The following is a 26,898-nucleotide window of genomic DNA, read 5'->3' on the forward strand; positions in this document are numbered from 1 at the left end:
AATAAATTCAGTGAGTTAATGACGCTGCGGAAAGTGTGTAACCGGCAATCCGGCACCTTCCGCAGCCAATTTCACACAGACTTAGGACGCCTGAGATCGTGTGCGGGAGACCGCATCGTGCCAACCGGAGAGTCGCTTCTCACGCTCTGCCGCTTCCATGTTCGGCTCAAAGCGGCGATCCAGATTCCACCGCTCGGAGAACTCTTCCATGGTTGGCCACACACCAGCCTTCATGCCCGCAAGCCATGCAACGCCAAGTGCAGTGGTTTCCTGAACAACAGGACGATCCACCGGACGGCCAAGAATGTCCGCAAGGAACTGCATGGTCCAGTCAGACGCAACCATACCGCCGTCAACGCGCAGCACGGTGTCACCATTCAGCGGTGAGCCCATGTCGGAAGACTTGGAGTTGATCAGATCAACAGTCTGGTAGCCAACGCTTTCCAGTGCCGCCCGCGCAATTTCATCCTGACCGGTGGAACGGGTCATACCGAAAATCGCAGCACGTGCTTCAGGATCCCAATAAGGAGCCCCCAGACCAACAAACGCCGGAACCAGATAAACATGGCTTTCCGGATCGGCATTTTCAGCCATCAGCTGGGTCTGCGCAGCATTGTCGATGATCTTCAGCCCATCCCGCAGCCACTGCACAGCAGCACCCGCAATAAAGATGGAGCCTTCCAGCGCATAAGTGGTCTTGCCATTCAGACGATAGGCAATCGTGGAGAGCAGACGGTTCTTGGAGTAAACCAGCTCTTCACCAGTGTTCAGCAATGCAAAACAGCCGGTGCCATATGTGGACTTCACCATGCCCTGCTTAAAGCAAGCCTGCCCAACGGTTGCGGCCTGCTGGTCACCCGCCACACCATAAATCGGCAGCTCAGCACCCAGAAGATCCGCAGTGATCGTGCCGAAATCATCAGCACAATCTTTCACTTCTGGCAGAAGGCTCATCGGAATGTTCAGCAGCGCCAGCAGCTCTTCATCCCAGCGGTTCTCGCCAATATTGTAAAGAAGCGTACGGGATGCATTGGTCGCGTCAGTCACATGAGACTTCCCGCCAGTCAAACGCCAGATCAGCCAGGTATCAACGGTACCAAATGCCAGCTCACCAGCTTCCGCCCGCTCGCGTACACCATCCACGTTGTCCAAAATCCAGGCCACTTTGGTGCCGGAAAAATATGGATCAAGCAACAGCCCAGTCTTGCGGGTGAACATTTCCTCATGACCAGCAGCCTTCAGCGTGCTGCAGAAAGCTGAGGTGCGGCGGTCCTGCCAGACAATCGCGTTGTAAACCGGCTCACCAGTTTTGCGATCCCAGATCAGCGTCGTCTCACGCTGGTTGGTGATGCCTACGCCGATGATCTTTTCAGCGGCAAGACCTGCTTCAGACAGCGCTTCGCGGCATGTCTCGACAGTCGTATTCCAGAGGTCTTCAGGATCGTGCTCTACCCAACCTTCATGCGGAAAGTGCTGCGGAAACTCACGCTGCCCAACACCCACACTTTCGAAGCTGTCATTAAAAACGATCGCACGCGTTGACGTCGTCCCCTGATCAATGGAGAGCACCCACCCAGTCATATATTCCTCCCCGGAAGAGGTTTTCCCTCTTCGAAAATCCAATTTGGCGCCAGTATCTTTTCTGAGACGCCGAAACAATCTGATGATGAACCTAGAATGTCACTTACCAAAATACCAAGGTCAAAACACCAAGATAAAGGCCAACCTTTGTGTATACCATCCCATACAAGGCGCCATGACATAAAACAGGCTCTGCCTTTCTGACAAAGCGTATTCCCGAAAAGTGGTTCCGGTTTTCGGATAAGAATACGCACAAAAAGAAAAACAGAGCCTTGTAACTTAACCCGCCATGCGGTTCGCTTCGAAGTAGCTCGCCAGATAATGCTCCAGCACACCAGCAGCCTCTTTCGGCAGATGCAGACCCAGCTTGGAGCGCCGCCACAGAATGTCTTCCGCAGTCACAGCCCACTCCTGCTCAACCAGCCAGTTCACTTCACAGGCATAAAGGTCACCACCAATATGCGCACCAAGCTCAGCTGTGGTCTTCGCATACCCGAGGATCCTCATGGCATCAGAACCATAGGAGCGCACCAGACGATAAGCGTGGTCATGCTCAAGGAACGGATAAGCTGATTTCAGCGCAGCAACCTTGGCCCCAAAGTCACCCGGCTCGAAATCACCACCCGGCAGAACGCTGTCCTTCGTCCATGCATTCTTCTTCGCAGCTTGCGGCAGATAAACCGCCAGTTTCTCAAGCGCATGCTCTGCCAAACGACGGTAGGTGGTGATCTTCCCACCAAACACGCTCAGCAGCGGAGCCTTGTTCTCACCTTCGTCCATCTCCAGAACGTAGTCACGTGTCGCAGCACGTGCTTCACTCGCGCCATCATCATAAAGTGGACGAACACCTGAGTACGTGCGCACAACCATGTCCGGCGTTACTTCTTTGGAGAAGTACTCGCTCACAGCGCTGCACAGATAGGCAATCTCATCGTCAGAGCAGGAAACGCCAGCAGGATCATCCTGATAATCAACATCCGTGGTGCCGATCAACGTGAAATCATTCTCATAAGGGATCGCAAAGACAATACGACCGTCCGCGTTCTGGAAGATGAAGCTGCGATCATGCTCAAACATCTTCGGCACGATGATGTGGCTGCCCTTCACCAGACGCACATTCGCCTGACTGTTGAGCCCGATCGCACCCTTTAGAACGTTGGACACCCAAGGACCAGCCGCGTTCACCAGCGCCTTCGCCTGAACCAGCTCGCTCTTGCCACTCACGCTGTCACGAATTTCAACTTCCCAACCGCTGTCAGTACGGGAAGCGCGAACAACTTCCGTATTACGGCGGATCTCAGCACCACGTGCCGCAGCATCACGCGCGTTCAGCACCACCATGCGCGCGTCATCCACCCAGCAGTCGGAGTATTCAAAACCGCGTGTGAACAGAGACTTCAGCCCATCATTGAACGGAGCGCGATCAAGCGGCACAGTCTTCGTGGCTGGCAACAGCTTGCGACCACCCAGATGGTCATACATAAACAGGCCAAGACGCAGGAACCATGCCGGACGCAGGCCCTTGTGGTGTGGAAGAATAAAGCGCAGAGGCCAGATAATATGCGGCGCCATGTTCAGCAGAACTTCACGTTCCTTCAGCGCTTCACGAACCAAACGGAACTCATAGTATTCCAGATAACGCAATCCACCGTGGATCAGCTTGGTCGAGGCCGAAGAGGTCGCGCTTGCAAAGTCAGTTTTCTCCGCCAGAAAAACTGAAAGTCCGCGACCAGAGGCATCACGTGCAATACCGCAGCCGTTAATCCCGCCCCCTATGACAAATAGATCATAGCTCTTACTCATGGTTGGCCCCTCAATTCCACGGTTCTAGCCAATGAATCCGTGATAGCACGCATATTCGTTACGCCGAACCTATTCGAATATTTTCGAAAGTCAACGAAACCTATTATCATATATATGTATTAAAACGAAACTCCCACAAGCAAGAGAAAAAATCGCTCGATTGCCCGATTTCTCTCGTCAATTTGTTTAACACTGGGCAACAATAAAAAAGCGCGCTCGTTTCGAACACGAGCGCGCTTTTTTCATACGAAACTGAAACTGGCAGGTTTCAGGAAACTGATTCACCTAGGGTTACATCAGCTCTGACCATCCTCCTCAGAGGTGTTATCACCTTCATTCCCTCCAGCTTTGGAGCTACGTCCCTTGGCCGGAGCAGGCTTTTTCTGCTCAACCTGAGGAACCTCCTCCGGACTGCTGTCACTGGCCACATGGTAGGTAACTTGTGGGAACGGAATATCGATGCCGCGCTCATCAAACACGACCTTCAGATACTCATTATAAGCACGGCCAATCGCCCACTGGCTGCCCGGCAGGGTTTTGATACGAGCGCGGATGTTGATGGCAGAGTCACCAAACGCGGTCACACCATGCATCTCCAACTCACCAAGGATCGCAACATTGTGCGGCGTTTCCTCCAACCGGCGGAACGCTTCGTGCATGGCTTCCTTGGCCACTTCAATGTCGGTGTCATACCCAACACCCATCACGGAAACAGCATAGGCAAAGTCACGCGTGGAGTTGGAAACACTGGTCACAGAGGAGAATGGAATAATGTGAGAGGTACCATTCAGATCGCGCAGTCTCACACTGCGAATGCTCAAGCGCTCAACCGTACCACTGATACCGCCAACCTCCACGAAGTCCCCTTCGTTCATAGCGTTTTCCAGCTGAATGAAAGCACCGGTGATCACATCCTGCACCAGCTTCTGCGAACCAAACGAAACCGCCAGACCAACAACACCAGCACCTGCAATCAGTGGCGCAATCTGAATGCCAAGTTCCGACAGAGCCAGAAGCGTAAACATCACAATCATCAGGATTGAAAGTGCGTTGCTGAACAACTGGAACAGCGTCTTGGTACGGCTGGAAACAGTCTTGCCTTCCCGCTCCAGAATACGCAGGTCGATCCAGGACATGATCGTCAGCCACAGAGCAAAGCCGATAAGAATAACAATGACCGCGGACATCACGGCGTTCGCAAAAGCAATGCCATCACCTGTCCAGATCCACTGCCAGAAACTGCCAACACCCCAGACTTCCAGAACACCAATAACCACGCAGATACCAACGATCACGCGCAGCACGGCACAAACGGCAGGAAGGAACGAGTTCAGCCTGTCTTCAAAAGTCGGCAGAACATGGTCCAGCGCATCATGAAGATCGACACCTTTACGGATAACCCGCGTCAGCAAGATCATGATACCCAACCCGATAAAGATAACGAGCAAGGAAGTCGCACTGGTTTGGGCAATATAGTTGATCGCATCGAGCGGCGTACGCAACCACGCGACCATGATCGCAAACACATATAGCAGCGCCAGCAGATGCCAGACGAAACCCAGCCCCTTAAACAGCTGAACCGAGAAATTGGAACCTTTGAAGCTATCCGCATAAACACGAATAGCATCCCGCACCCGCAACCGGGACCGCAGGATAATAGTCGTCAGATAGACAATACAGAGCAGCACCACTGTGACACGAACACTGCCAGCCAACTGAGCTGAGAAGTTCACGCCCACCATAGGCACAGCCAAACGCACACCGAAACCAAGAATACCGACGATCAGGATCAGATGACGCGCCCAGTAAACCGCCTCACTATCTGAGAATGGCAGAAGTCGGAAAGCAGAGCGGTGCGGCGCAAACACAAAGCGGATCACAACACGCGACATCTCAATCAGGAAGAAGGCATTGATCGCGAACAGCTCAACGTTGTTGATGCTCTGCACCGTCGGATCAGATGAGAAGATATAAGCAGACAGATAGCCGACACCCGATGCAATGCCCACAAACGCAGCATCAAACACCGAGGTAATCGCCAGCAAGCCAACGCGGAAGAACAGCGAATGACGATCCGGCCCTTTCTCATGACGACGCATGTAAGTCGTTGAAGCACGGTGTAAAATAATCAGCACCAGATAGGCTGGCAGCAACACGCGAATAATACTGAAAATGCCATCCCACAGCCGCGAATGATCCACCTGCGACTGCCCATCAATCAGGTCTTCATAACCGGAAAGACCTGAGATAATGAGCGCGCCAAAATCATAGAAGCTCGTAACGCCTTCCTGAACATAAGACCCGATCTGCGCAGCAATCGTTGCTTTCGCTTCCGGATTCACCGGGGTGCCAGACGCCTCGGATCCGGAAGCACTTTTCGCCTGCTCTTCCTGCAATATCTTGATGAGCGCTTCACGACCTTTCGGGTCTTCAAGCACCTTGATCAGAGCTTGCTTGGCCTGCTGAACATCTGCCCCTCCCTCTGCCGAAGCTGAGGAATCTTGAGCCTGCGCGACACTGGCAAAACTAAGAAAGATTGCAGCAAACGCTGCAAGAATAAACCGGAAAAGCATGGATCACCCAGAATGGAAGCGTGCAAAAATCAAGCGAACATTACCGCTTTACACCATAAACGAGAAGATCCGGTGAAGACAAACCGACAAAATAACCCTGCGCAAACAGGGTTTTTGACAGATCAAAGCATGCAGAGGTTATTTGGCGCGTCGCCCAACCATAAATGCAGCAACCGCGGTTGAAAGCGTAGCACCGGCATAGAACCACAAACCCGGCAAAACCTGAGCACTGGCAAGCCCACTGGTCTTGGCCGCAAAAATCACCAGCGCCACCAGCATCACATCCATCATGGACCACTTCCCGAGATAGCTCAGCGTAGCGAGCCATTTGCTGGAAGACCGATGCAAAGCAGAGATACCAAGAACGAGAATTTTAAGAGCAGGCAGGAAGACGGAGAACACAAACACAAGACCAGCGATGGAAACCTCACCATCCTCATAAAGCCCGCCAATCACCTGCAGCAGACTTGGCGTATCCTGCAAAAAGTAGAGACGTTCCATGCTCAATAAGGGAAGCGTAAGGCCGAGGCCGAACGAAAACGCAGCAATTGGAATTAAGAAACCAAGTAAAACAGGCATATAGGCTCCAGAAGCGTCTTCCCGAAAAATGGATAGTGCTTTGACCCGGCAACCGGATCACGGCGCAACAGCCTATAGATAAACATTGGTGAAATGAAAGCAATCACGAGGTATCGCACCGCGAACGGGCGCAGTGCGATCAATAAAGGATATTGAAGAGGTAAGACCAGTCTGGGGTCGCAAGAGTGTCAGGTCATTCATACGGAATGACCACGAACTCTCAGCCCCGGGGAAGATTAGCGACGAGCCATCCGCCCGGCGATGTCGTCCATTCCGTCTTGTTCAATCGCTTCCATAGCCGCACGCTGGCGCATCTGGTCGCGTTCGTCCATCAACTCGATCTTCTTCAACTCGGAAACAGCTTCCGTCAATTCATCCTGAGCTTTCTCAAGCTGAGCTTTAAGCTCTTCCGTTGAGTGCTTCAGGTTATCTCGGCGCTGTGCAGCTGCACGAGCGAAAGTCGGATAAGCAAAATGAGTGACATCATCAATGCCAACACGTTTTTGCTCCTGAACAATCTGGTTCTCCAGATCTTCAGCCATTCGATCAAAATCGCTCAACATCGTTTCAATCTGAGTCACCTGACGGCGCTTCTCATCAACATTGAACTTCTTCAGCTTCAAAAGGCCTTCACGATTCTTCATACGCAATACTCCCTTTACCGGAGAGTGAGCTTACGCCTGAGTCATTTCCAAAAGGTGAGCAAGTTGGAAATATCCCTCTTCAATTGTAGTTTTTTCCCCCTTCATTTGCCCAAGATACGCTTCGAGGGCGTCATATTTAGCAATAGCTTCATCTACGAGGGGGTCAGCACCTTCTTTATATGCACCCAGACGGATCAGTTCCTCCATATCCGCATAAGCAGACATCAACTGCTTGGCACGCCGGAGAATCGGCAAGGCTTCTTCAGGCACGCAACGCGGCATAGTTCGACTGACAGATTTTAGCACGTTAATAGCTGGGTAGCGACCACGTTCGGCAATTTGCCGCTCCATAACAATGTGCCCATCAAGGATACCGCGCACCGCATCCGCTACAGGCTCATTATGGTTGTCACCTTCAACCAGCACAGTAAAGAGTGCAGTCACTGAGCCTTTGCCCACCGCACCTGGCCCTGCACGCTCCAGCAACTTCGGCAGTTCAGTAAAGACAGTCGGCGTATAACCTTTAGATGTCGGCGGCTCACCAACAGAAAGGCCAATCTCACGCTGCGCCATGGCAAAGCGTGTCACCGAGTCCATCATACAAAGAACGTTCTTGCCTTCGTCACGAAAGTACTCAGAGAGCGTCAGTGTAAGGTAGGCAGCTTCCCGGCGCATGAGAACGCTCTCGTCAGAGGTTGCAACCACCACAACAGACTTCGCCAAACCTTCTTCGCCCAGATCGTCCTCAATGAACTCCTGAACCTCGCGTCCACGTTCACCAATCAGGCCAATGACAGACACCTCAGTTTCCGCGTTGCGCGCAAGCATAGACATAAGGACGGATTTACCCACGCCAGACCCGGCAAAAATACCGAGGCGCTGTCCCTGACAACACGTTACAAAACTGTTAAGAGATCTCACACCCAAGTCAATCGGGCCTCCAACACGCGCTCTTTCTGCAGCCGGAGGTGGTGAATCACGCAACTTTCTCGGAATTGATCCGAATGGAAGCGGTCCTTTTCCATCAATTGGCTCACCCAAAGCGTTAACAACACGCCCCAGCCAACCACTCGATGGATGCACGATACTCTCGCGAGAAATCAGCTTCGCCTTGCTACCATGACGCACACCATCGAGCTCGCCAAACGGCATACAAAGTGCTCTTCCGTCTCGAAATCCGACGACTTCAGCTTGAATTGACGCCGCGTTCTCCCCTATTTCTATTAGTAGACGCGCCCCGACGCTCATGGCGTAAACAGGGCCTGCGACCTCGATCAGAAGTCCCTTAACTGCTTCTACTCTCCCGTAAATTTCGGTTGGGAGGCATGATTCGATTTCTGCAAAAAGCGAGTCCAAAACAGATTCCCTATTAATCATTTTCGTCGATGGTAACCGATCGTTTACGCTTCTGCTTAATGTTATTGGGGAGACTTTGAATGGCGTATAGCCCTTTCAAGGAAACGAAGCGTCTAAACATGGCTTTCAGTAGCACTTGATTCGATTGAAAGCCAACCGGTCTCAAAATGTTGAACAGGAAAGGTTACACCCCTGAATTCTAGGTTGTACCCAGAGAACTGTTCCACGTCAGAGTAAAACGCTTGCGGTAGCGATTCGAGTTCTGTTAACCATAAACTCATTCAATTGAGTCGGGTTTATAGTATTCCTTCGCAACGGTTTGTGTTTTTGGGCCGGCGCGACTGCCCAGGAAAGGCAACACGAGGGGATTAACATGCGTGTATTGTTGATCGAGGACGATAGTGCTACTGCACAAAGCATTGAACTGATGCTCAAATCCGAGAACTTTAATGTCTACACGACAGATCTCGGCGAAGAAGGCATCGACCTCGGCAAACTGTATGATTATGATATTATCATGCTGGATCTGAACCTGCCGGACATGTCCGGTTATGAGGTACTGCGTACACTGCGCGTATCCAAGGTGAAGACACCTATTCTTATTCTGTCCGGTCTGGCTGGCATTGAAGACAAGGTCCGTGGCCTTGGTTTCGGCGCTGACGATTACATGACAAAGCCATTCCACAAGGATGAGCTGATTGCACGTATTCATGCAATTGTACGTCGTTCTAAAGGTCATGCTCAGTCCGTGATTGTTACCGGTGACCTCACTGTAAACCTCGACACCAAGACTGTTGAAGTTGCAGGTCAACGCGTACATCTGACTGGTAAAGAATACCAGATGCTCGAGCTACTCTCCCTTCGTAAGGGCACCACCCTCACCAAGGAAATGTTCCTCAACCACCTCTATGGTGGCATGGACGAGCCTGAGCTGAAGATCATCGATGTGTTCATTTGTAAGCTCCGCAAGAAGCTCGCTTCTGCAACTGCTGGCAAAAACTACATCGAAACAGTATGGGGCCGCGGCTACGTGCTGCGCGAACCAGAAGAGAAAGCAGCTTAAGAGCCCACCGCTCTTCCAAAGCAAACTTTCAAAGAGTTTCAGTAGAAGCCCTGCATGGTCAACACCACGCAGGGCTTTTCTGATTCTCGCCTAACTACCGGTAATCAAAAGCATTTCATCCTCAAAACTGCTAAAGCTTGCACTTTGGTGAAAGTAAGCGGAGGGTAGCTGCATCAAGCTTGATGACTTCCGAAACACATATGAGGAAACGAAGATGCAATCCTTTGCAGACCTGAGATTCATCGGGACCATCACAGCAACCGATGGGCTGTTCCAGCTCAACATCCAGTCAGATTACAGACCAGCTCTGCTGCACCTATCAGACTTCAGCCACGCCCTTATCCTGTGGTGGGCAGATCAGGTAGCAACAGAGCAGGACCGGAATACGCTACAGTTCCCAGCTCCATACGCCAAGGCAGATCATGAGATCGGCACGTTCGCGTCAAGGTCCCCTGCCCGTCCGAACCCAATCGGCCTTTCAACGGTGTCATTGCTGAATGTCGATGTAGAGCACGGCCTCATCACCGTCCCTTACATTGATGCAGAACCCGGCACCCCCATGCTGGACATCAAACCCTACTTCCCGGCCTCAGATCGGGTAGAGCAGTGCCATGGACCAGAATGGTGCAAACATTGGCCTCAATCCTATGAAGCATCAGCTGATTTCGACTGGACAGCTGAATTCGCATAAATAAGAGACCGGTTAACCTCTGCGTTTCTCGTGGAGGCTAATCGAGAAAACACCTCCAATAACGCCTAAGTGTTTTGCCAATCATAAGGCTTTATTGCCATTGTGCACCCATGAGGCTTTTTATTCTTACATCTATTGTCATGGTCGCTTTTGCTGCCAACTCCGTTTTGAACCGCTTAGCACTCGCAGATGGTGAGATTGGACCATCCACGTTCGCAACCATCAGGGTCATTGCCGGAGCCGTTATGCTCCTCGCCCTCATCTTCGTCAGAAGCCAGAAGCTTCAGTTCTCAAAGCCAAACTATCCTGCAGTGCTCGCACTCTGCGCATATATTCTCGGCTTCTCACACGCATACATCTCTCTGGATGCCGGCTTTGGAGCACTCCTGCTCTTTGGGGCGGTGCAAATCACCATGTTCGCTGGCGCATTCCTTCAGCGTGAAAAACTGGGTTTGCAGAAATGGATCGGTGCAGGCCTAGCCTTCTCAGGCCTCGTGTACCTGCTCTCCCCGGCAAATGCAGGCATAAATCCACTCGGAGCAGGTCTCATGACCTTTGCTGCTGTCGGCTGGGGCATTTACTCCATCATCGGCAGAGGCGCAGCAAACCCGCTAAAAGACACGGGAATGAACTTCCTCTATGCCATCCCATTGGTTGCTTTGGCACTTCTGTTGTTTCCCGATAACAGTGAAATCACCTCGGCAGGCGTGGTCTTAGCCGTCATCTCCGGCGCAATCACCTCAGGTCTTGGCTACGCCCTCTGGTATGCAATTATTCCGCAGCTTCAAACAAGCACGGCTGCCGTTGCTCAGCTCACTGTGCCAATCATAGCCACTGCTGGTGGGATTGTGTTCCTCGCTGAAGCCATCGACCTGCGCTTCATCATAGCGACCGCCATGGTGCTCTGCGGTGTCGCCGTTTCAGCCTATCAAAGGAAACCTCGGTAGGTTACTCAGGCCGGTCCTGCTCATCCTCATTGCCAAGCTGCAACTGATAAGTTCCGGGGACGAACCGGAACCCATCTCCGACAGCCTCAACAAACCCCAAGGCAGGGAATGGCATGTGATAGCCGATGAAAGGAATGCGCTCTTCAGCAATCATCCCAAAGATACGTCGACGCGTCTCTGCAGCCCGTGCTTTGTCGATATCAAACACAACGCGCCAATCCGGATAGGCTAAGGACCACACAAAGTGGTTCGCAGTGTCAGCCGTCAGCATGAGCTTTCGCCCATTGGCTTCCACCGAATACACCGTATGCCCCGGCGTATGGCCGTATGCCTCAATTGCCGTAATACCAGGCACCACCTGATCACCCGGATTGATGAAGTCAAACTTGTCTTTGAGCGGCAGAACATTCTCCGCAAACACCCGCGCACTCTGGTTCGCTGCAGGACCAAGCTTTTCCCAGTAGTTGAACTCAATCGGGTTCGTCACATACGTCGCGTTGGCAAAAGTAGGAATGCCGTTTTGCATCAGGCCGCCCGTATGATCCGCATGCATGTGCGTCAGCACCACAACATCGATATCACCGGAGCGTATCCCCGCCGTCGCAAGCGCTTTCAGCAAGTTCCCGCTTTGTGGCTGAGAAAGAACACCTCTTCCCGTATCAAACAGTACCAGCCCATTGCCAGTATTCACCAGAACTGGAGTGAAAAAGCCTCTGAACTTGGTAGAGGAGATGAAGTGGTCGTGACTGGCCTTGTCAAACACCTCACTCGTCTGGTCCATACCAAACGTATCCTGCGGATGCTCTGCAACAAAGGTGCCATCCAAAAGCGCGTAGACTTTGAACTCACCCAGCTGAAACTCGGTGGCTGGGGCGTGTTGATTGGATCTTTCAATCGGAATTTCCGCGGCCACCTCAGTACTCCTCATCCCTGTCGCAAGCAAACCGCCAGCGCCTAAAGCAAGGGCAGACCGTCTGCTCAGCTTAAAGAAATCACGAGAACTCATCACTCAAACTCCATCAGCCCGATGCCGGGATAGCAGGCATTCAGCGGCGTCAAACTAGCGGGAAACTCTGAGGATCTTTTGGAGGAATTCGCTCATATTGAATTTGAATTGCGAGCGAATGAAGCGATGCGCAATAAAAAAGGCCAGCTGAACGCTGGCCCATTTCTTGATCTTAAGCTGAGAAGCGAGACCCGCCCGCCAAAGCCTGAATAGTTGGCCGGGTCGTACCCGGTGTACTAGGCGAAGTTGCCGTAGACCGCGTAAAGCTTGTCGAACCAGCCGGGCGACTTGCAGCCTGCTTCTTGCGGTAAACACCGCGAAGGTTCGGATAAGGCTCAAAGCCATCAGTCAAACCAACAACAGTTTCTGCAGCACCAAGCACCAGGAAGCCATCATCCGGCAACTGACGATAGATGCGGTTCAGCACATCGATCTTGGTCTGCTGGTCGAAGTAGATCAGCACGTTACGACAGAAGATGATGTCAAACTCACCCAGATGGCTGAAGTTCTCCAGCAGGTTCAGCTTGCGCCACTGCACCATTGCCCGGATTTCTGGAGCCATCTGCCAAAGTTCACCCTGCTGAGAGAAGTACTTCAGCAGCATCTGAATAGGCAGGCCACGCTGAACTTCGAACTGGCTGTAAATGCCAGTGCGAGCTTTCTCCAGCACTTCGGTCGAAATGTCGGTACCCAGAATCTCAAAGCGGAATGAGCCAACCTTCGCCTTGTCTTCCTTCAGATACATGCTGAGGGAATAAGGCTCCTGACCAGTCGAAGCAGCCGCACACCAGATGCGCGCACTCCGGCGTGACTTACGTGCCTCAAGCAAATGAGGAAGCATCACATTCCGGAAGTTCTCGAAAGGGCTCTTGTCACGGAAGAAGAATGACTCGTTCGTCGTCATCGCTTCAACAACGTCATTCTGCAGGGACATGGAGCCCGGCTTGCTGATCGCAAGAATAAGCTCACTCAATCCATTGAGATTATGACGACGAGCTACAGGCATCAGTCGGCTTTCGACCAGATACTGCTTTTCATCGGAAAGAACGAGGCCGCTACGGGATTTCAAAAATTTCTTCAAGAAATCATATTCAGAAGTCATCATCGCGCGGCTCCTTTTAAGATACGCTTGACTTGTGCACCAATCTGATCAAGAGGCACGATGCCGCTGCAGTTCCCAGTACGGGCAGCAGCTCCTGGCATTCCCCAGACAACACTGGAGGCCTCATCCTGCGCGATGACGCTTCCGCCTTTACCGGCAATTACATTGACGCCATTTGCGCCATCACTGCCCATGCCGGTCAAAACGAGTGCCAAACACGCGGTACCGAATACTTCGGCTGCACTTTCAAAAAGTGGATCCACAGATGGCTTACAGAAGTTGACGGGAGCTCCGTCTTCAAGCAGCGAAACCGCCTGCCCGTTCTGCTTACCGATTTTCAAATGAATTCCGCCTGGCGCGATGTACACGTGCCCAGGTTTCAATACATCCATGTGCTCAGCTTCTTTTGAAGGAAGCTGAAGTTGCTTATGCAAATGCTCCGCAAGAATTGTCGTGAACGTCCGCGGCATATGCTGCGTGATCACAACGGGAACCTTAAGCAAACCATCGCGTGCATCAGTCAGCACACGCTGAAGCGCTTGCGGCCCTCCCGTGGAGCTACCAATCACAAGAGCCCTCGGCACGACCGAAGAATATGGCCGTAGCGTAATCTCTTGCTTTGCAGCTGATTGAAGCCCCATTGTCCGTGGACGGCGCAATGCTGCACGCGTCTCTGCCCGGTCAACAGAGGTTTCAGTCCGTCGTTTGTGCGGATCATTGACAATCTCCGCACGCATTCTGCGTACAGGCTCAGCTGCTGGCTTAATGGTCGTGCGCTTAAGACGTTTTCCCCCACGTCCAAGCAAGCGCAGTTTCTCCAGCAGCTCTCTCTGAAACTCGGTAGCACTGGCCGTCTGACCAGTTGTTTCCGGCTTGGCGACATAATCAGTGGCACCAAGAGAAAGAGCCTTCAAACTTACTTCGGCGTTCCGGCGCGTCAGCGTGGAAGCCATCACGATGATGAGATCGCGTTTCTTTTCTAGAAGCTTCGGAAGAGCTGTCAGGCCATCCATCACAGGCATTTCAACGTCGAGCACAACAACGTCCGGGTTGCTGCGTTCAATGTCTTTTACTGCCAGCTCACCATTTCTGTGAGTTGCAACAACTTCCAGTTCAGGATCTGCCTCAATCCATCTACTGAACAACCCACGAATGACAACGGAATCGTCTACGACCATGACCCGGATAGGTGCCGCATGACCGGATCTCTCCGTCTTTGGCTCCTCAACTTTTGCATACATGCCCAGCCGGCCCATATCCATTACTTAGACCAATCCAACTTCCTGAAATTTCGCTGAAAGAATCTCCCGATCAAACGGTTTCATGATGTATTCGTTCGCACCAGCGCGGATCGCTTTGGTAATGTGAGCAACGTCGTTTTCTGTCGTACAGAACACAACAACCGGCTCCTCACCGCCATCTTCCTCACGCAGCTTGGCCAAAAACTCCAGCCCGTCCATTACAGGCATATTCCAGTCCAACAGAACCGCATCCGGCATTGAAGCTTTACAAGCATCCAGTGCCTTCTGTCCGTCCTCAGCCTCGGTGATCTCAAATCCAATGTCCTCCAGAATGCGGCGGGCCACTTTGCGGATTACGCTGGAATCATCAACAACCAGACACTTTTTCATTAAATCGGCTCTCTCGCTTCGAAGGTGCGCTTACGCAGCTTTAGGTTCAATAAGGGAGCTCAACAGACGGTCTACATCCAGTACCACCATCAGTCGCCCGTCCAGACGATGAACCCCGCCGGAAATCTCAGCCCAACGGAAATCAAGGTTGGATGGGTTTGCTTCCATCTCATTTCTCGGCAAGTTGAGTACCTCTCCTACGGCATCAATAACAAGGCCATAGGACTCCCCTTTGTACTCAATACCAACAGCCATCATGCCCTGATCAGCATCATTTGGCTTGAGATGAAGCTTGCGACGCATATTGATGGCAGTCACGATGCGTCCGCGCAGGTTCAGCACGCCTTCCACTTCAGGCGGTGCCAGCGGAACCTGTGTAACTTTTTCAGGAACAAACACGTCATGAACCTGAGAGATAGGCAGACCGAACAGCTGGCTGCCAATCACCACAGTCACATACTGGATGTGATCGGCACTTCCCTGACGGTTGTCTTCGTCTTCAACGGCGGAGAGTTTATGAGTTGTCATGCTGCAACTCCCATTTCACTGGTCAAAACATCTTTGAGCGCTGCCAGCAGACCAGGACGGTCAAACTTGGCGACATAGTCATCAAAGCCAGCCTGACGGCCTTTTTCGATAGAAGCTGGTGTCACAACAGCAGACAGTGCGATGATCGGCAGATGGCGGAAGCGCGTATCACGACGCAGGCTCTCACAGAACTCGTAGCCGCTGATATCTGGCATTTCGATGTCGGTTACGATCGCAGCAAAGTCGGTGCCTTTTTCCATCAGCTCGTATGCGCTCTGAGCACTGGAGCAAACGGTGACATCATAACCAGCCGCTTTCAGAACCGGTGTCAGCATGTTGCGGAAGAACGCACTGTCATCGAGGAAGAGAAGCTTTCTCACCTTGGTGGTTGTGTCGATCTCTTTGCGCATGAACCAGTCATCAAATGCCAGCGGCAGATAATAACCAAGGTCGATAACTTCAGTTGCACGCTCGCGAATAATCGCGGAACCAAGCACGCCCTGACGCTCAGACACCACCTCAATGGTCATCCGGTCTTCAACAATGTCGACAATCTGATCTACAACCAGACCCATGGAACGACCATTGTCGGAGAACACCAGCATTGGCTGAGTACCCTCAGGCTTATGACGATCACCTTCGTTCACGTAAACCAGCGGCATCAGAGAGCCACGGTACTGAACCAGATCACGGCCATTGGAGTGCTCGATCTTGGAGACATCAAACTCTTCAAGGCGTGTCACCAGTGACAGCGGAACAGCCTTAGGCTCTTCAGAACCGGCACGGAACAGCAGCAGTGAAATTGGAGCATCCGCATCAATCACACGAGCTTCCTCGTTATCCTGCTCATCTTCGAAGGTATCAGTCAGCGTACCGGAAGCATGGCTTGCCATCGCGCTTGCGACACCGTTCGGATCGATAATCATGATCACAGAGCCATCACCCAAGATGGTGTTGCCTGAGAACATGTTGATGTTGCGCAGCATGGAAGACATCGGTTTCACAACAATCTCTTCGGTATGGAACACGCCGTCCACCACAACACCGAAGGTCTGGCTGCCAACCTGCATAACAACAATGAAGCCGTTATCTTCATCCAGATCAGCTTCCTCAGTCTGACCAAGCAACTGAGACATGTGAACCAGAGGCAGCAACTTGTTACGCAGACGCAGAACCGGACGATCCTTCAGGCGCTCGATGCGGTGCTCGGAGTTGGACTGAACACGCACCAGCTCAACAACAGAGAGCTGCGGAATAGCGTAGCGATCACCACCAGCTTCAACGATCAGTGTAGACACAATCGCCAGCGTCAGCGGGATCTTGATGATGAAGCTGGAACCCTTGCCCGGAGTGGAGCGAAGGTCGATAGAACCACCAATCAGCTCAACGTTGTTGCGCACAACGTCCATGCCAACACCACGACCAGAAACACTGGTCACGTTGGTCGCTGTCGAGAAGCCTGCTGCAAAGATGAACTTGTAGATCTGCTGATCTGCCATCTTTTCCAGTTCGGCTTCGGTGGTCACACCGTTCTTAAGCGCTTTTTCCTTGATCTTCTCAAGGTTCAGACCACGACCATCATCCTTCACTTCGATGATGATATGACCGCCTTCGTGATAAGCGGAAAGGGTGATGTTACCCTTCTCTGGCTTACCAGCAGCAACACGGTCAGCAGGCTCTTCCAGACCGTGGTCTGCAGAGTTGCGGATCATGTGGGTCAGCGGATCTTTGATGAGCTCCAGAACCTGACGATCAAGTTCTGTCTCCGCACCAATCATCTCAAGGCCGATTGGCTTATCAAGTTCCTGAGAAAGATCGCGAACAATACGCGGAAGCTTCTGCCATGCGTTGCCGATTGGCTGCATGCGGGTCTTCATGACCCCTTCCTGCAACTCACCGGTTACATTGGACAGACGCTGCAGAGGAACCTTGAACTCGCTGTCTTCATGACGACGAACGATCTCCAGCAGCTGGTTACGTGTCAGCACCAGCTCGGACACCATGGTCATCAGGTGTTCAAGTGTCTCAACATTCACACGAATGGACTGATTGGAAACACCCTGACTGGAGGCCTTACCCTTAGCACTTGGGTTTTTCGGCTTAGCTTCAGCCTTCTTCGCAACCGGAGCTTCTGCCTGAGGCGCAGCTTCAGGAGCGGCATCCATTGCTTCCGCTTCGTCCTCTGCATCTTCCGCAGGATCAGGCATTTCGATTTCGACTTCAGCTTCCTGGAAGGCGCGCTCCAACTCATCCAGCGATACTTCGCCAGGGCGCAATGGCCGCTCCAGAACCTGATAGATATCGGTGCCAACTTCTTCCTCAGCAGCTTTTTCCTCTGCCATAGCTGCCGCCATTTCGTCAGCCATGTCATCGTTGTCAGCGCTTAGGGAAAGTCGTTCCAACTCATCAATGAGATCACGGTCCGCGCCTTCTGGCTCAGTACCGTTTGCAGCTTCAAGATCAGCAAGAATATCTTTAATGCGATCGATTGAAGCAAGAACAAGCGTAACCGCTTCGTGTGTTACTGGAACACCATCGCGGAACTTGCCCATAAGAGTTTCAGCAGCATGAGCAATCGCTTCCAGACGCGGCAGGCCCAAGAACCCACAAGTGCCTTTGATTGTATGCACTAACCTGAAAATGTTATCCAGAATGGTGGCGTTGTTTGGCTCTTGCTCAAACTTCACCAACTCAACGTCTACAACATCCAGGCTTTCATTGGTCTCAGTGAGAAACTCTCTGAGAAGATCGTCCATGGCCCGCACCCACTCAATGCTTAGGGGAGCCTCAAAACGAGACTCCTAAATTTCACTAAGGTTGAGTGTTAAGCCAAACGGTTAACATAGGTTGAAAGATTGTAAGATTCATCCAACCTACAATAAATGGTTGTTTTTGACAGTTGATCAGGCAGACTCAGAAACCTGAGTATTTGCCTTGCATATGACGGCGTCACCGTCTTTCTCCAGCTCAATATTTAAGCCAGCTTCACCTGCCAACAAAACCGCATAGATCGGTTGAACAGTGTGGGCATCTACCCGTTCTGGCTCCTGACCGGAAAGAATCTCACTTACAACCTGAGGGATTCGCGCATTCGTTCCTTCAGCTTTAAGGAGAAAGTTCGGAGCGCTCTCATCCCCTTCCATACTGATAGTAATGGTACCACCCCGTGGAACACACTGATTCATGAGCAAAAGTAGGTTCAGGATCAGCTTCACCTGATTCTTAGGCAACAGCAGACGCGGCATAGTCCACTCAAGATTTGCCTTCTCATTGCTCATGTATCCAACAGCAACTTCCTGCGCATCACCCAGATCAATGGAAGCACCGGCAGATCCGGCAGCACCAAATGCGAGGCGCGCAAACTGAAGTTTCGCAGAAGCTTGGCGGGCTGATTTACGAATAAGGTCCATCGCAAAGTCTGCCATGTCCTCATTGCCTTCTTCATCCAGCACTTCCAGACCGTTTGTGATTGCCCCGACAGGTGAGATAATGTCGTGGCACACACGGCTTGCGACGAGTGCGGCAAGATCAAGAGAAGACAATTCCTTAAATACTGACATAACCGCTCCAGAACTTTGGCCAACTGGCCCTATGATTGATTCGTGATGTGGCGAAAAAGGTACAAGCCTGCTGGTTTAATTCCAAGCTGGACATCATTGATATGGACCGCATTTTACATCGCGTGCACGACTTTGTGCCTTTGCGAGCAAAATGTCCGGCGCCGTCAGAAACAAAGCCCGGTGTTCACGGCTCTGAAACAGCAATAACCGCTGGTTATAGACAAGGTAGATTTTCGCCAATCCCTCAGCTCGGTAGCCTTGCGCAAGTGAGAGGGCATCGCATCCCTGAAATAATGGGGCATAGACCTCTGGATCGTGCTTGAACGCTTCCCGGTTACCTTCATTGGCAAACGCCCAAACCCGACCGCCCCATGAGAGCGACAGGTCTTCACGCCCCTTTTCCGGAGTTTCCGAGACTTGATAGGACACTGGATCGCACATGGACAGCGTGTAGGTGAACCGTTCCTGCGCATAGGCGAATGCTGAGGCAGCACACAAAAAAAGGAGAGAACACCACGCAATTCGGCCTGTACGCATAAATTTTCTGTAGAAAACATCAGAAATCATGAGAATGTCCATCCAGAGTCCGAATCACCTGCATTAACTAAACCAGCAAGTTTGACAGAGATACAAAATTCGCGACGCCTGGCCAACGGGATGCACATCATTTACCCAGCTATACCGTGATTAACCACTAGGTAGATGTAAGGCACTATAACTTGTTGTACCTAAAAGTTGCACTATGCCCTTAACATTGGATTTGCTCTGAACAATCCAAATTCTCGGGTTTCTTGGAAGGAGACGTTGGCATGATGACGAGCCTGTTCGCCAATCTGCGCAACAAAGCTGCAATCGTCCTTTGCGCCATTTTCGCTCTGCTGGCGCTCAACACACATTCATATGCACAAGCGGCTGTTGATCAGTCACGCTACCACGAGCAAGACATCCTCTCCGCAGGTCATGACTTCTTTGGTTCAATCTCCACCGGTCTGGCACAGGTCGTGGAACGTGCAGTTCAGCAATACGGTGAGCCAAACGGCTATATTCTGGGCCAGGAAGGCTCCGCTGCTTTCTTCGCAGGCGCTGCTTATGGTGAAGGCACGCTCTACACCCGCAACGCAGGCAACCACCAGATTTTCTGGCAGGGTCCATCTCTGGGCTTTGACGTTGGCGGTGACGGCGCACGCGTGATGATGCTGGTCTACGATCTGCCAAGTGTCGATGCCATCTATCGCCGCTATGTTGGTGCAAAGGGTTCTGCTTACCTCGTAGGCGGCTTCGGCATGCAGGTTCTGTCCAACAACGACATCTTCGTTGTACCGGTTCGTGCAGGCGTTGGTGCTCGCCTTGGCCTCAACATGGGCTATTTGAAATTTACTAGGAAGCCAACATGGAATCCTTTCTGATATAACTAACCCTGCGTTAGTTATATTTTGGCAAGTTAGTGTGTGAGAGAATGCGCTTAAGTCTGCTGCAGACCCTCACACCCGTTAAACAGATCAGGCATAGTTTGTGATTGAAATTGCACTATACATTGCACTGGGTTTCTTCCTCGCGAGCATTCTAGCGCTCGCTGCCCTCCCCTTTATTTGGGGCCGTGCTGTACGCCTCACGCGCAAAGCGATTGAGACGTCCAACCCGATAAGCTATGCCCGTGCCACCATGGCAAAAGATGCGCTGCGCGCGCAGCACGCCATCGCGATCCGTCAGATGGAAGTTCGCCTGGAAGGCATGACGGAAAAGCTTGCTGAAAATGCATCTGCCCGCGCAACTGCCGAGGCACAACTCGCTGAGCTAAAGGAAGAGCTGAGCGTCGTGCAACTCAAGTCCGCCCGAGAGCGCAAAAACATGGCTCAGAAGGCCACACGCTTCCTGCGCCGCAGAAATCCATCTGAACCGATTCCCTTCTCCGCTGATGACCGCATCACGACCGAGCCTGAAGCAGAGTTGGAAACTGCAGGTGCTGAACAGACAGCCGACCAGAAGGCATCCGCTGAGATTATCCAGCTCAACAAACAGGCCGCCGCAGAAAAGACCCGCGAGCTTGATGCTGAACTGAAGGACGAAGAAGGTGCGACCAAACCAGTTGGGCCAATCGACACGTCAGAACTTCAGGATATGGACAACCCGCTTGCAGAGCTCGCAACTCAGATCTCTCAGCAGGTTTCAGAGATGACAGCAGAAGCTGAAACCAAGCATCAGCCAACCTCTCCGGCAGAGGCGGCGGAACTGGCCTCACAGTCTTTTACTAAACTTAAAAGCCGCTACAGCTCACTGGAGCGCGAGCGTGATGACTTGAAACACGCCCTCCAGCAAGAGAAGGCAGCCAAAGAAAAAGCTGCCAAGCGCACAACCAGAAATCCGAATATTAAAACGCCTGAGCATATGAAAACTCTCGAAACCGATCTGGAAGAAGCAAAGAAAACAATCGAGAAGCTGACCAAGCAACTCGAGGAACGCGCCAACAGCACCTCCAAAATCGAGGAAGCCATTGATCTGCGCAATGAGCTGAAAGATCTTGCTGCCCAGATCACAGCAAAGGCAATTGCAGAAAATCCTCCGCTCGCAGAAAAGTACGATGAAGTCCTGAAAGACCTCAGCACAATCGCCTCAAGCACACCGAAGGCTGAGGCAGCAAAGCCCAAAACCACGCGCACCCGGCGTGCTCCGGCGAAAACCACAAAGCCGCGCACCCGTAAGCCAGCAGCAGCAAAGAGTGCTCCAGCGGCAAAAGCTGACAAAGCGACACCTGCACCAGAGCCAGACAAGAACCTTGCTGAACGCATAGCAGACGCAAGAAAGACCAGCAGCTCCCGCGGCTAACCTTCGGCTTCATACATTTCAAACAAAAGGCGCCTTAAACGGCGCCTTTTTCGTATCTTCTATCGGATTGCTGCGTTAGCCGGCTCAGGCGTCTGTCGGGCTCTTGGAGCCTCCACTCGCATCCTGTTGCGACTTACCAGCTACTTCCACCAGCCGCACTTCATTGTCCGCCAGCAACTGCCGGTAATCCTGCGAAACCAGCGTATCCGTCACAAACGTATCCACTTGTGCAATATGGCCAATCCGTACCGGAGCAGAACGCTCAAACTTGGTCTGGTCAGCGACCAGTATAACATGCCGTGCATTCTCGATAATCGCCTGCGCAACCCGCACTTCGCGGTAATCGTAGTCCAGCAGCGCTCCATCGCGATCCAGCGCAGACACACCAATCACAGCGTAATCCACCTTGAACTGCCTGATGAAGTCCGCAGCAGCCTCACCCACAATGCCGCCATCTGTTGCACGCACCAACCCGCCAGAGATGATCACTTCATTCTCTGAGAATGGGCGCAATGTGCTTGCCACATTGAGGTTGTTGGTGATGATCATAAGGCCGGTACGCTGGATCAAAGCCCGCGCCACCGCCTCAGTGGTCGTCCCGATGTTCACAAAGAGCGATGCACGATCCGGGATCAGGTCAGCAGCGGCTTGCCCGATGGCTTCCTTCTCTTTGCCTGCCAGATCTTTACGTGCGGAATAGCCCAGGTTCTCAACGCCAAACGCCAGCAGCGCCCCACCATGTACGCGGGTCAGCAGCCCTTGGTCGCTCAACTCTTTCAGGTCTTTGCGGATTGTCTGAGGAGACACAGAAAAGCGCGTGGCAAGTTCATCAACTTCCACCTTCCCGGTCTCTCGGGCAATATCAAGAATAGAGTTGTGGCGCGAAACCAGCATCATGAATCAAGTCCGATAATTTTTTTGTACATTGCCACCAGTCTATAATCTGCGATGTTTCACAGTACTATAGCCAAAAGCACAGAAGCATCCAGACGACTATTAGATGAGTTCAAAACAAAAGTCCTCTTGCCTCTGCTCCCCTACTCTTAGTATTAATACGTCACAAAAAGGGGACAAGCTGCAACTTTTTCCATCTTTGTCATGATACCGCCCAAAGAAGTCCGTTAAAGCTCACGCGGATCAATACACTGTCTTATCAAAGTTCAGCTAGAAAATCTAAGAGGGACGAACTGTGACCCGCGTAATGGAACGGCAATACAGTGCCAATCGGTATTCTGCAAAGAAACCAGCTGCACTGAAAAGCAAACTCCAGACTGCTGAGGCCCGCATCGAAGTTCTCGACAACATCGATGACTTGAAAGAAATGAATGCTCAGCTCAGTGAAAGTCTGGCAAAGACCGTCAGCAACGAAACTCAGAGTGACGAAAAGCTCTGGAATGAAGTTGACGGCGATAAAGAAGACCACCACCTCGGCGCAGGATTAAACGGTCGCTGGTTCTAAACCGCACCTTTGGGCTTTCCTGCTGCAAACACGTCTATCCTTGAAGTGCTGCATCCCCCCATCTAGGGGAACCATCCTCAACCAACATCCAAGCAAACACCACATACCATTGCTAACTTGCGCCTTGCCTTAAGCAAAAGATGCACGCAAGCTCAATACTGCTTACTGGCTCAGTAACGATGTATTGGGAAGAAAAGTAGTGGCACGCCCAAGGGGAATCGAACCCCTGTTTCCGCCGTGAAAGGGCGGCGTCCTAACCGCTAGACGATGGGCGCTCACGTGAGTGAGAGAACTTTTAAAAAGCTCTGTCTTCGAGCAGATAACTACCCGGTAATTCGAAGACAACTATGGTACGCCCAAGGGGAATCGAACCCCTGTTTCCGCCGTGAAAGGGCGGCGTCCTAACCGCTAGACGATGGGCGCTCACATAGTGAGAAGACTTTTACAAAGTCCTGTCTTCAAGCAGATAACTGCTTGGTATCGCTGATGAAGCTTTTGGTACGCCCAAGGGGAATCGAACCCCTGTTTCCGCCGTGAAAGGGCGGCGTCCTAACCGCTAGACGATGGGCGCCTAAGCTTCGCTCTCGCGATGGACGGGGGTATATTGGCTAATTCCCCGCTTGGCAAGCCCCCTCCTCAAAAGAAAAGGGGGTTTATCCACCTATCTCGCAACAAAATCAGTGCGTGCGATTTTTCGGCCCGTCACAGGGTCGATATAGACAAGTGCTTGTGACGCACCTTCTTTCACCAGCACAACCAGATTTCCGTCCATCTGGGTCACGGAGATAACCTGTGCTTCAGCGCCAATCGCAATTGTTGCAGCAATATTATCTGCGCTAACATTGGAATTATTGGCGTTAATCTTATAGAAGATGGCCGCAAAGACAGCTAATAAGCCGAGCACCATGACAAGGCTTGACCCCATCAAGAGGCGGCGGAGCTTCGCTTGAAGCCTCAAAGCTGCTGGATCAAGTTCGTCCTGTACAGTCTCGTCGCTGTCAGTATTAGGATCACGCATGAACGATAAATCTCCTGAGGGCACCCAGCCACTCACAAACTCTGTAATTGCCAATGAGCAGCAACCAACAGTCATCACGCCAGAGCCGGAAGACACCGGTCGCCGTCTGGATGCTGTGCTCGCTGCGCATATAGATGACTTCAGTCGCAACCGACTTCAAGCCTTGATCCGGGCTGGTCAGGTTCAAATTGGCCAGCGCACGGTGTTGGAGCCTAAATATAGAGTCTGTGCCGGAGATACAATCACTCTTATTGTCCCTGAGCCAGAAGCAGCTGAACCTCAGCCAGAAGACATCCCTCTGACGATTGTTTATGAGGACGAAGATCTGATCGTCATCGATAAACCAGCAGGCCTTGTCGTGCATCCTGGTGCCGGCAATCCTACTGGCACACTAGTCAACGCACTGATCCACCATTGCGGCTCTTCCCTTTCCGGCATCGGCGGCGTCAAGCGCCCTGGCATCGTTCATCGCATTGATAAAGACACCACAGGCCTGCTCGTCATCGCTAAAAATGACATGGCACACCAAGGCCTCGCAGCTCAGTTTGCCGACCACGGCAGAACCGGCCCACTCGAACGTGCCTATAAAGCTCTTGTCTGGGGCGCTCCCACAGCTGCTAAGGGAACCGTAGACGCCAACCTCGCTCGCTCAACCGCCAACCGCCAGAAGATCTCAGTGCTAAAAACTGGTGGTCGCCATGCAATTACCCATTGGCAGGTTCAGGAGCGTTTTGGCCCGCAGGATGAAGCTGCCGTAGCAAGCCTCATTGAATGTCGTCTGGAAACAGGCCGTACCCACCAAATCCGCGTACACATGTCCCACATCGGAAATCCGCTAATAGGTGATATGGATTACGGTTCTGGCTTTAGAACTAAATACAATAAATTCCACGAACCACTGAAAACCCAGTTGGCGGAATTCAAACGACAAGCTCTTCATGCAGGACTTTTGGCGTTTGCGCACCCAAGAACTCAGGAATTCATGAAGTTTGAATCGGAGTTACCCGCTGATTTTGCTGGTATTCTTCAATCATTACGAAAAATTTAGGCCAAAAAAATTGCCGATCTGGTAGCGTTTTGGCCACAATGTTCCCATATAGAAACTTCAGGTGCGCTTCATCTGGAGGCACCAATGTGTGTTTGCCGAAAAGCCTGATCCCTCGATCAGGCGGGAACACTAAGCAAGGAGGGGTGCTTTATGGCCCGTAACCTACCAGCCCTCACGGGTGGCGAAGGCGGCTTAAGCCGCTATTTAGATGAGATTAGAAAATTCCCGATGCTTCAGCCGCAGGAAGAGTACATGCTCGCCAAGCGCTACCGGGAACACGACGAACCTAAAGCTGCCGAAAAACTTGTAAATTCTCACCTGCGCCTCGTTGCAAAGATCGCAATGGGTTACCGTGGCTATGGCTTGCCTCTGGGCGAAGTCATCTCCGAAGGTAACGTAGGCCTGATGCAGGCTGTAAAACGATTTGAGCCGGACAAAGGCTTCCGACTGGCAACCTATGCGATGTGGTGGATTAAAGCGTCCATTCAGGAGTATATCCTGCGCACTTGGTCGCTGGTTAAAATGGGCACCACCGCAAACCAGAAACGCCTATTCTTCAACCTGCGCCGCGTCAAAGGCAAAATTCAGGCATTTGAAGACGGTGATCTGCGTCCGGAACAGGTCCAGCAGATTGCAACAACGCTCGGCGTAACGGAAAACGAAGTTGTTTCCATGAACCGCCGTTTGGGTGGCGACTCTTCTCTGAACGCTCCACTGCGCTCCAGCGAAGGTGAATCCAGCGAATGGCAGGATTGGCTCGTCGACGACTCCGAAAGTCAGGAAGCTGTGCTTGCTGAGCAGGAAGAGTATGACGTGCGCCGTGACATGCTGAAAAATGCGATGAGCGTTCTCAACGAACGTGAAACCCGCATTTTTGAAGCCCGTCGTCTGTCAGAGAACCCAATCACTCTGGAAGAGCTTTCCACCGAGTTTGGTGTCAGCCGCGAACGTGTTCGCCAGATTGAAGTGCGTGCTTTTGAAAAGGTCCAGAAGGCCGTTCAAGAAAGCGCAATGGCAATGGCTGCCCAACACGCAAGTGCATAACACGTACTCCCGCTCAGGGGGTACGTTTCCCAGCCAGATGAAAATGGACGCTGATTGCACAGCCACGATGGATGCTGTCTGCATTGTAACGCTTACATGCACACAATTTGAGCTGAATTAACTTAAAATACAAATCATCTGTAGGAACATCCTTTTAAATAAACAGCCAAACTTGTCGTCCCTCAGGTGCTCTCCTAAGGTTAATGATGAGGGGATTTTATGTGAGTTGGGTCGCTTCCCCTCTTGGAGGGAAATACAATGTTCGGCTCTGGCTGGCTGTCGCAAACCAACCGCGCACTCGCTGCGGTCGTATCCTGCTTAATCATAGCTATAGCTATACTGCTCCGCATCCTATACCCGCAGGTATTGGAAAACGTCGGATACCTCAGCCAAAACGCGCTGCAATTGGCTTGGCCAAACACAGCATCGGCGCCGCCGGTTT

General features: G+C 52.0%; 24 protein-coding genes and 3 tRNA genes. 8 read left to right on the plus strand and 19 right to left on the minus strand.

What is annotated here, in order from left to right; genetic code table 11:
* Positions 1-81 precede the first annotated feature (81 nt).
* From glpK to fliI, 6 genes are all read right to left on the minus strand, one after another.
* Positions 82-1,581 carry a glycerol kinase GlpK gene (glpK, locus tag AC3CB2_RS20475; protein WP_352936072.1) on the minus strand — a complete coding sequence of 500 codons (1,500 nt, stop codon included), beginning with the start codon at positions 1,579-1,581 and terminating at the stop codon, positions 82-84.
* A 279-nt stretch (positions 1,582-1,860) separates the two neighbouring features.
* Positions 1,861-3,384, minus strand: coding sequence for a glycerol-3-phosphate dehydrogenase (gene glpD, locus AC3CB2_RS20480; protein ID WP_352936074.1), 1,524 nt, complete (start codon positions 3,382-3,384; stop codon positions 1,861-1,863).
* A gap of 296 nt (positions 3,385-3,680) precedes the next feature.
* A complete protein-coding gene (locus AC3CB2_RS20485; RefSeq protein WP_352936076.1) occupies positions 3,681-5,957 on the minus strand; it encodes a mechanosensitive ion channel domain-containing protein in 2,277 nt (758 codons plus the stop codon).
* Positions 5,958-6,095: 138 nt separating this feature from the next.
* Positions 6,096-6,536 carry a paraquat-inducible protein A gene (locus AC3CB2_RS20490; protein ID WP_352936078.1) on the minus strand — a complete coding sequence of 147 codons (441 nt, stop codon included), beginning with the start codon at positions 6,534-6,536 and terminating at the stop codon, positions 6,096-6,098.
* Positions 6,537-6,772: 236 nt separating this feature from the next.
* Entirely contained in the window at positions 6,773-7,180 is a 408-nt protein-coding gene (gene fliJ, locus AC3CB2_RS20495; RefSeq protein WP_008551685.1) for a flagellar export protein FliJ, read from the minus strand.
* A 30-nt stretch (positions 7,181-7,210) separates the two neighbouring features.
* Positions 7,211-8,536, minus strand: coding sequence for a flagellar protein export ATPase FliI (gene fliI / locus AC3CB2_RS20500; protein WP_050773963.1), 1,326 nt, complete (start codon positions 8,534-8,536; stop codon positions 7,211-7,213).
* 373 nt (positions 8,537-8,909) lie between these two features.
* Between fliI and ctrA the strand changes: the two genes are divergently transcribed.
* The 3 genes from ctrA (at position 8,910) to AC3CB2_RS20515 (ending at position 11,237) form a co-directional block, all read left to right on the plus strand.
* A complete protein-coding gene (gene ctrA, locus AC3CB2_RS20505) occupies positions 8,910-9,599 on the plus strand; it encodes a response regulator transcription factor CtrA (RefSeq protein WP_008551652.1) in 690 nt (229 codons plus the stop codon).
* 214 nt (positions 9,600-9,813) lie between these two features.
* A complete protein-coding gene (locus AC3CB2_RS20510) occupies positions 9,814-10,290 on the plus strand; it encodes a TrmO family methyltransferase domain-containing protein (RefSeq protein ID WP_352936081.1) in 477 nt (158 codons plus the stop codon).
* A 110-nt stretch (positions 10,291-10,400) separates the two neighbouring features.
* Positions 10,401-11,237, plus strand: coding sequence for a DMT family transporter (locus AC3CB2_RS20515; RefSeq protein ID WP_352936082.1), 837 nt, complete (start codon positions 10,401-10,403; stop codon positions 11,235-11,237).
* Position 11,238: 1 nt separating this feature from the next.
* On the opposite strand, the gene AC3CB2_RS20520 is transcribed toward AC3CB2_RS20515, so the two are convergent.
* The 8 genes from AC3CB2_RS20520 to AC3CB2_RS20555 form a co-directional block, all read right to left on the minus strand.
* Positions 11,239-12,243 (minus strand): MBL fold metallo-hydrolase, encoded by a 1,005-nt coding sequence (locus AC3CB2_RS20520; protein WP_352936084.1) that lies wholly within the window; start codon positions 12,241-12,243, stop codon positions 11,239-11,241.
* A 172-nt stretch (positions 12,244-12,415) separates the two neighbouring features.
* Positions 12,416-13,348 carry a CheR family methyltransferase gene (locus tag AC3CB2_RS20525; protein WP_008551369.1) on the minus strand — a complete coding sequence of 311 codons (933 nt, stop codon included), beginning with the start codon at positions 13,346-13,348 and terminating at the stop codon, positions 12,416-12,418.
* The gene (locus AC3CB2_RS20530; protein WP_174519190.1) at positions 13,345-14,586 is read right to left on the minus strand and encodes a protein-glutamate methylesterase/protein-glutamine glutaminase; all 1,242 of its coding nucleotides are present in this window, start codon (positions 14,584-14,586) and stop codon (positions 13,345-13,347) included. Before AC3CB2_RS20530 ends, AC3CB2_RS20525 begins: the two co-directional genes overlap by 4 nt.
* A gap of 24 nt (positions 14,587-14,610) precedes the next feature.
* A complete protein-coding gene (locus tag AC3CB2_RS20535; RefSeq protein ID WP_008551604.1) occupies positions 14,611-14,976 on the minus strand; it encodes a response regulator in 366 nt (121 codons plus the stop codon).
* A gap of 30 nt (positions 14,977-15,006) precedes the next feature.
* Positions 15,007-15,504 carry a chemotaxis protein CheW gene (locus AC3CB2_RS20540; RefSeq protein WP_008551425.1) on the minus strand — a complete coding sequence of 166 codons (498 nt, stop codon included), beginning with the start codon at positions 15,502-15,504 and terminating at the stop codon, positions 15,007-15,009.
* Entirely contained in the window at positions 15,501-18,260 is a 2,760-nt protein-coding gene (locus AC3CB2_RS20545) for a hybrid sensor histidine kinase/response regulator (protein ID WP_008551308.1), read from the minus strand. Before AC3CB2_RS20545 ends, AC3CB2_RS20540 begins: the two co-directional genes overlap by 4 nt.
* A 147-nt stretch (positions 18,261-18,407) precedes the next feature.
* On the minus strand, positions 18,408-19,064 hold the full coding sequence (gene chpT / locus AC3CB2_RS20550; protein WP_008551467.1) for a histidine phosphotransferase ChpT: 657 nt from the start codon (positions 19,062-19,064) through the stop codon (positions 18,408-18,410).
* Positions 19,065-19,157: 93 nt separating this feature from the next.
* Positions 19,158-19,631, minus strand: a complete 474-nt coding sequence (locus AC3CB2_RS20555; RefSeq protein ID WP_352936088.1) for a hypothetical protein — start codon at positions 19,629-19,631, stop codon at positions 19,158-19,160.
* Positions 19,632-19,876: 245 nt separating this feature from the next.
* On the opposite strand from AC3CB2_RS20555, the gene AC3CB2_RS20560 reads away from it, so the two are divergent.
* Together AC3CB2_RS20560 and AC3CB2_RS20565 are read left to right on the plus strand one after the other, a co-directional pair.
* Positions 19,877-20,470, plus strand: a complete 594-nt coding sequence (locus tag AC3CB2_RS20560; protein ID WP_037037827.1) for a DUF1134 domain-containing protein — start codon at positions 19,877-19,879, stop codon at positions 20,468-20,470.
* Positions 20,471-20,576: 106 nt separating this feature from the next.
* Positions 20,577-21,887: a coiled-coil domain-containing protein gene (locus AC3CB2_RS20565; protein ID WP_352936090.1), complete on the plus strand. Its 1,311-nt coding sequence runs from the start codon at positions 20,577-20,579 to the stop codon at positions 21,885-21,887.
* An 84-nt stretch (positions 21,888-21,971) separates the two neighbouring features.
* On the opposite strand, the gene AC3CB2_RS20570 is transcribed toward AC3CB2_RS20565, so the two are convergent.
* Complete coding sequence (locus tag AC3CB2_RS20570) at positions 21,972-22,784, minus strand: DeoR/GlpR family DNA-binding transcription regulator (protein ID WP_352936092.1); 813 nt, start codon at positions 22,782-22,784, stop codon at positions 21,972-21,974.
* A 292-nt stretch (positions 22,785-23,076) separates the two neighbouring features.
* On the opposite strand from AC3CB2_RS20570, the gene AC3CB2_RS20575 reads away from it, so the two are divergent.
* The gene (locus tag AC3CB2_RS20575; RefSeq protein ID WP_488393240.1) at positions 23,077-23,346 is read left to right on the plus strand and encodes a hypothetical protein; all 270 of its coding nucleotides are present in this window, start codon (positions 23,077-23,079) and stop codon (positions 23,344-23,346) included.
* A gap of 200 nt (positions 23,347-23,546) precedes the next feature.
* Here the strand turns inward: AC3CB2_RS20575 and AC3CB2_RS20580 are convergent.
* From AC3CB2_RS20580 to AC3CB2_RS20595, 4 genes are all read right to left on the minus strand, one after another.
* Positions 23,547-23,621 (minus strand) — tRNA-Glu (locus AC3CB2_RS20580).
* Between the two features lie 73 nt (positions 23,622-23,694).
* A tRNA-Glu gene (locus AC3CB2_RS20585) sits at positions 23,695-23,769 on the minus strand.
* A 73-nt stretch (positions 23,770-23,842) separates the two neighbouring features.
* Positions 23,843-23,917: transfer RNA gene (locus AC3CB2_RS20590), tRNA-Glu, on the minus strand.
* A 90-nt stretch (positions 23,918-24,007) separates the two neighbouring features.
* On the minus strand, positions 24,008-24,364 hold the full coding sequence (locus tag AC3CB2_RS20595; protein ID WP_008551336.1) for a DUF6476 family protein: 357 nt from the start codon (positions 24,362-24,364) through the stop codon (positions 24,008-24,010).
* On the opposite strand from AC3CB2_RS20595, the gene AC3CB2_RS20600 reads away from it, so the two are divergent.
* Both AC3CB2_RS20600 and rpoH read left to right on the plus strand, forming a co-directional pair.
* Entirely contained in the window at positions 24,363-25,412 is a 1,050-nt protein-coding gene (locus tag AC3CB2_RS20600) for an RluA family pseudouridine synthase (RefSeq protein WP_008551481.1), read from the plus strand. The genes AC3CB2_RS20595 and AC3CB2_RS20600 overlap by 2 nt on opposite strands.
* Before the next feature lie 150 nt (positions 25,413-25,562).
* A complete protein-coding gene (gene rpoH / locus AC3CB2_RS20605; RefSeq protein ID WP_008551469.1) occupies positions 25,563-26,456 on the plus strand; it encodes an RNA polymerase sigma factor RpoH in 894 nt (297 codons plus the stop codon).
* Positions 26,457-26,898 lie beyond the last annotated feature (442 nt).

Source organism: Pseudovibrio sp. SCP20 (genome assembly GCF_057774105.1).

Bases quoted from the DNA above. Each gene is read 5' to 3' on its own strand.
- glpK (WP_352936072.1), bottom strand. From the start codon at position 1,581: ATGACTGGGTGGGTGCTCTCCATTGATCAGGGGACGACGTCAACGCGT.
- glpD (WP_352936074.1), bottom strand. From the start codon at position 3,384: ATGAGTAAGAGCTATGATCTATTTGTCATAGGGGGCGGGATTAACGGC.
- AC3CB2_RS20485 (WP_352936076.1), bottom strand. From the start codon at position 5,957: ATGCTTTTCCGGTTTATTCTTGCAGCGTTTGCTGCAATCTTTCTTAGT.
- AC3CB2_RS20490 (WP_352936078.1), bottom strand. From the start codon at position 6,536: ATGCCTGTTTTACTTGGTTTCTTAATTCCAATTGCTGCGTTTTCGTTC.
- fliJ (WP_008551685.1), bottom strand. From the start codon at position 7,180: ATGAAGAATCGTGAAGGCCTTTTGAAGCTGAAGAAGTTCAATGTTGAT.
- ctrA (WP_008551652.1), top strand. From the start codon at position 8,910: ATGCGTGTATTGTTGATCGAGGACGATAGTGCTACTGCACAAAGCATT.
- AC3CB2_RS20510 (WP_352936081.1), top strand. From the start codon at position 9,814: ATGCAATCCTTTGCAGACCTGAGATTCATCGGGACCATCACAGCAACC.
- AC3CB2_RS20515 (WP_352936082.1), top strand. From the start codon at position 10,401: ATGAGGCTTTTTATTCTTACATCTATTGTCATGGTCGCTTTTGCTGCC.
- AC3CB2_RS20520 (WP_352936084.1), bottom strand. From the start codon at position 12,243: ATGAGTTCTCGTGATTTCTTTAAGCTGAGCAGACGGTCTGCCCTTGCT.
- AC3CB2_RS20525 (WP_008551369.1), bottom strand. From the start codon at position 13,348: ATGATGACTTCTGAATATGATTTCTTGAAGAAATTTTTGAAATCCCGT.
- AC3CB2_RS20530 (WP_174519190.1), bottom strand. From the start codon at position 14,586: ATGTATGCAAAAGTTGAGGAGCCAAAGACGGAGAGATCCGGTCATGCG.
- AC3CB2_RS20535 (WP_008551604.1), bottom strand. From the start codon at position 14,976: ATGAAAAAGTGTCTGGTTGTTGATGATTCCAGCGTAATCCGCAAAGTG.
- AC3CB2_RS20540 (WP_008551425.1), bottom strand. From the start codon at position 15,504: ATGACAACTCATAAACTCTCCGCCGTTGAAGACGAAGACAACCGTCAG.
- AC3CB2_RS20545 (WP_008551308.1), bottom strand. From the start codon at position 18,260: ATGGACGATCTTCTCAGAGAGTTTCTCACTGAGACCAATGAAAGCCTG.
- chpT (WP_008551467.1), bottom strand. From the start codon at position 19,064: ATGTCAGTATTTAAGGAATTGTCTTCTCTTGATCTTGCCGCACTCGTC.
- AC3CB2_RS20555 (WP_352936088.1), bottom strand. From the start codon at position 19,631: ATGATTTCTGATGTTTTCTACAGAAAATTTATGCGTACAGGCCGAATT.
- AC3CB2_RS20560 (WP_037037827.1), top strand. From the start codon at position 19,877: ATGACGAGCCTGTTCGCCAATCTGCGCAACAAAGCTGCAATCGTCCTT.
- AC3CB2_RS20570 (WP_352936092.1), bottom strand. From the start codon at position 22,784: ATGATGCTGGTTTCGCGCCACAACTCTATTCTTGATATTGCCCGAGAG.
- AC3CB2_RS20600 (WP_008551481.1), top strand. From the start codon at position 24,363: ATGAACGATAAATCTCCTGAGGGCACCCAGCCACTCACAAACTCTGTA.
- AC3CB2_RS20595 (WP_008551336.1), bottom strand. From the start codon at position 24,364: ATGCGTGATCCTAATACTGACAGCGACGAGACTGTACAGGACGAACTT.
- rpoH (WP_008551469.1), top strand. From the start codon at position 25,563: ATGGCCCGTAACCTACCAGCCCTCACGGGTGGCGAAGGCGGCTTAAGC.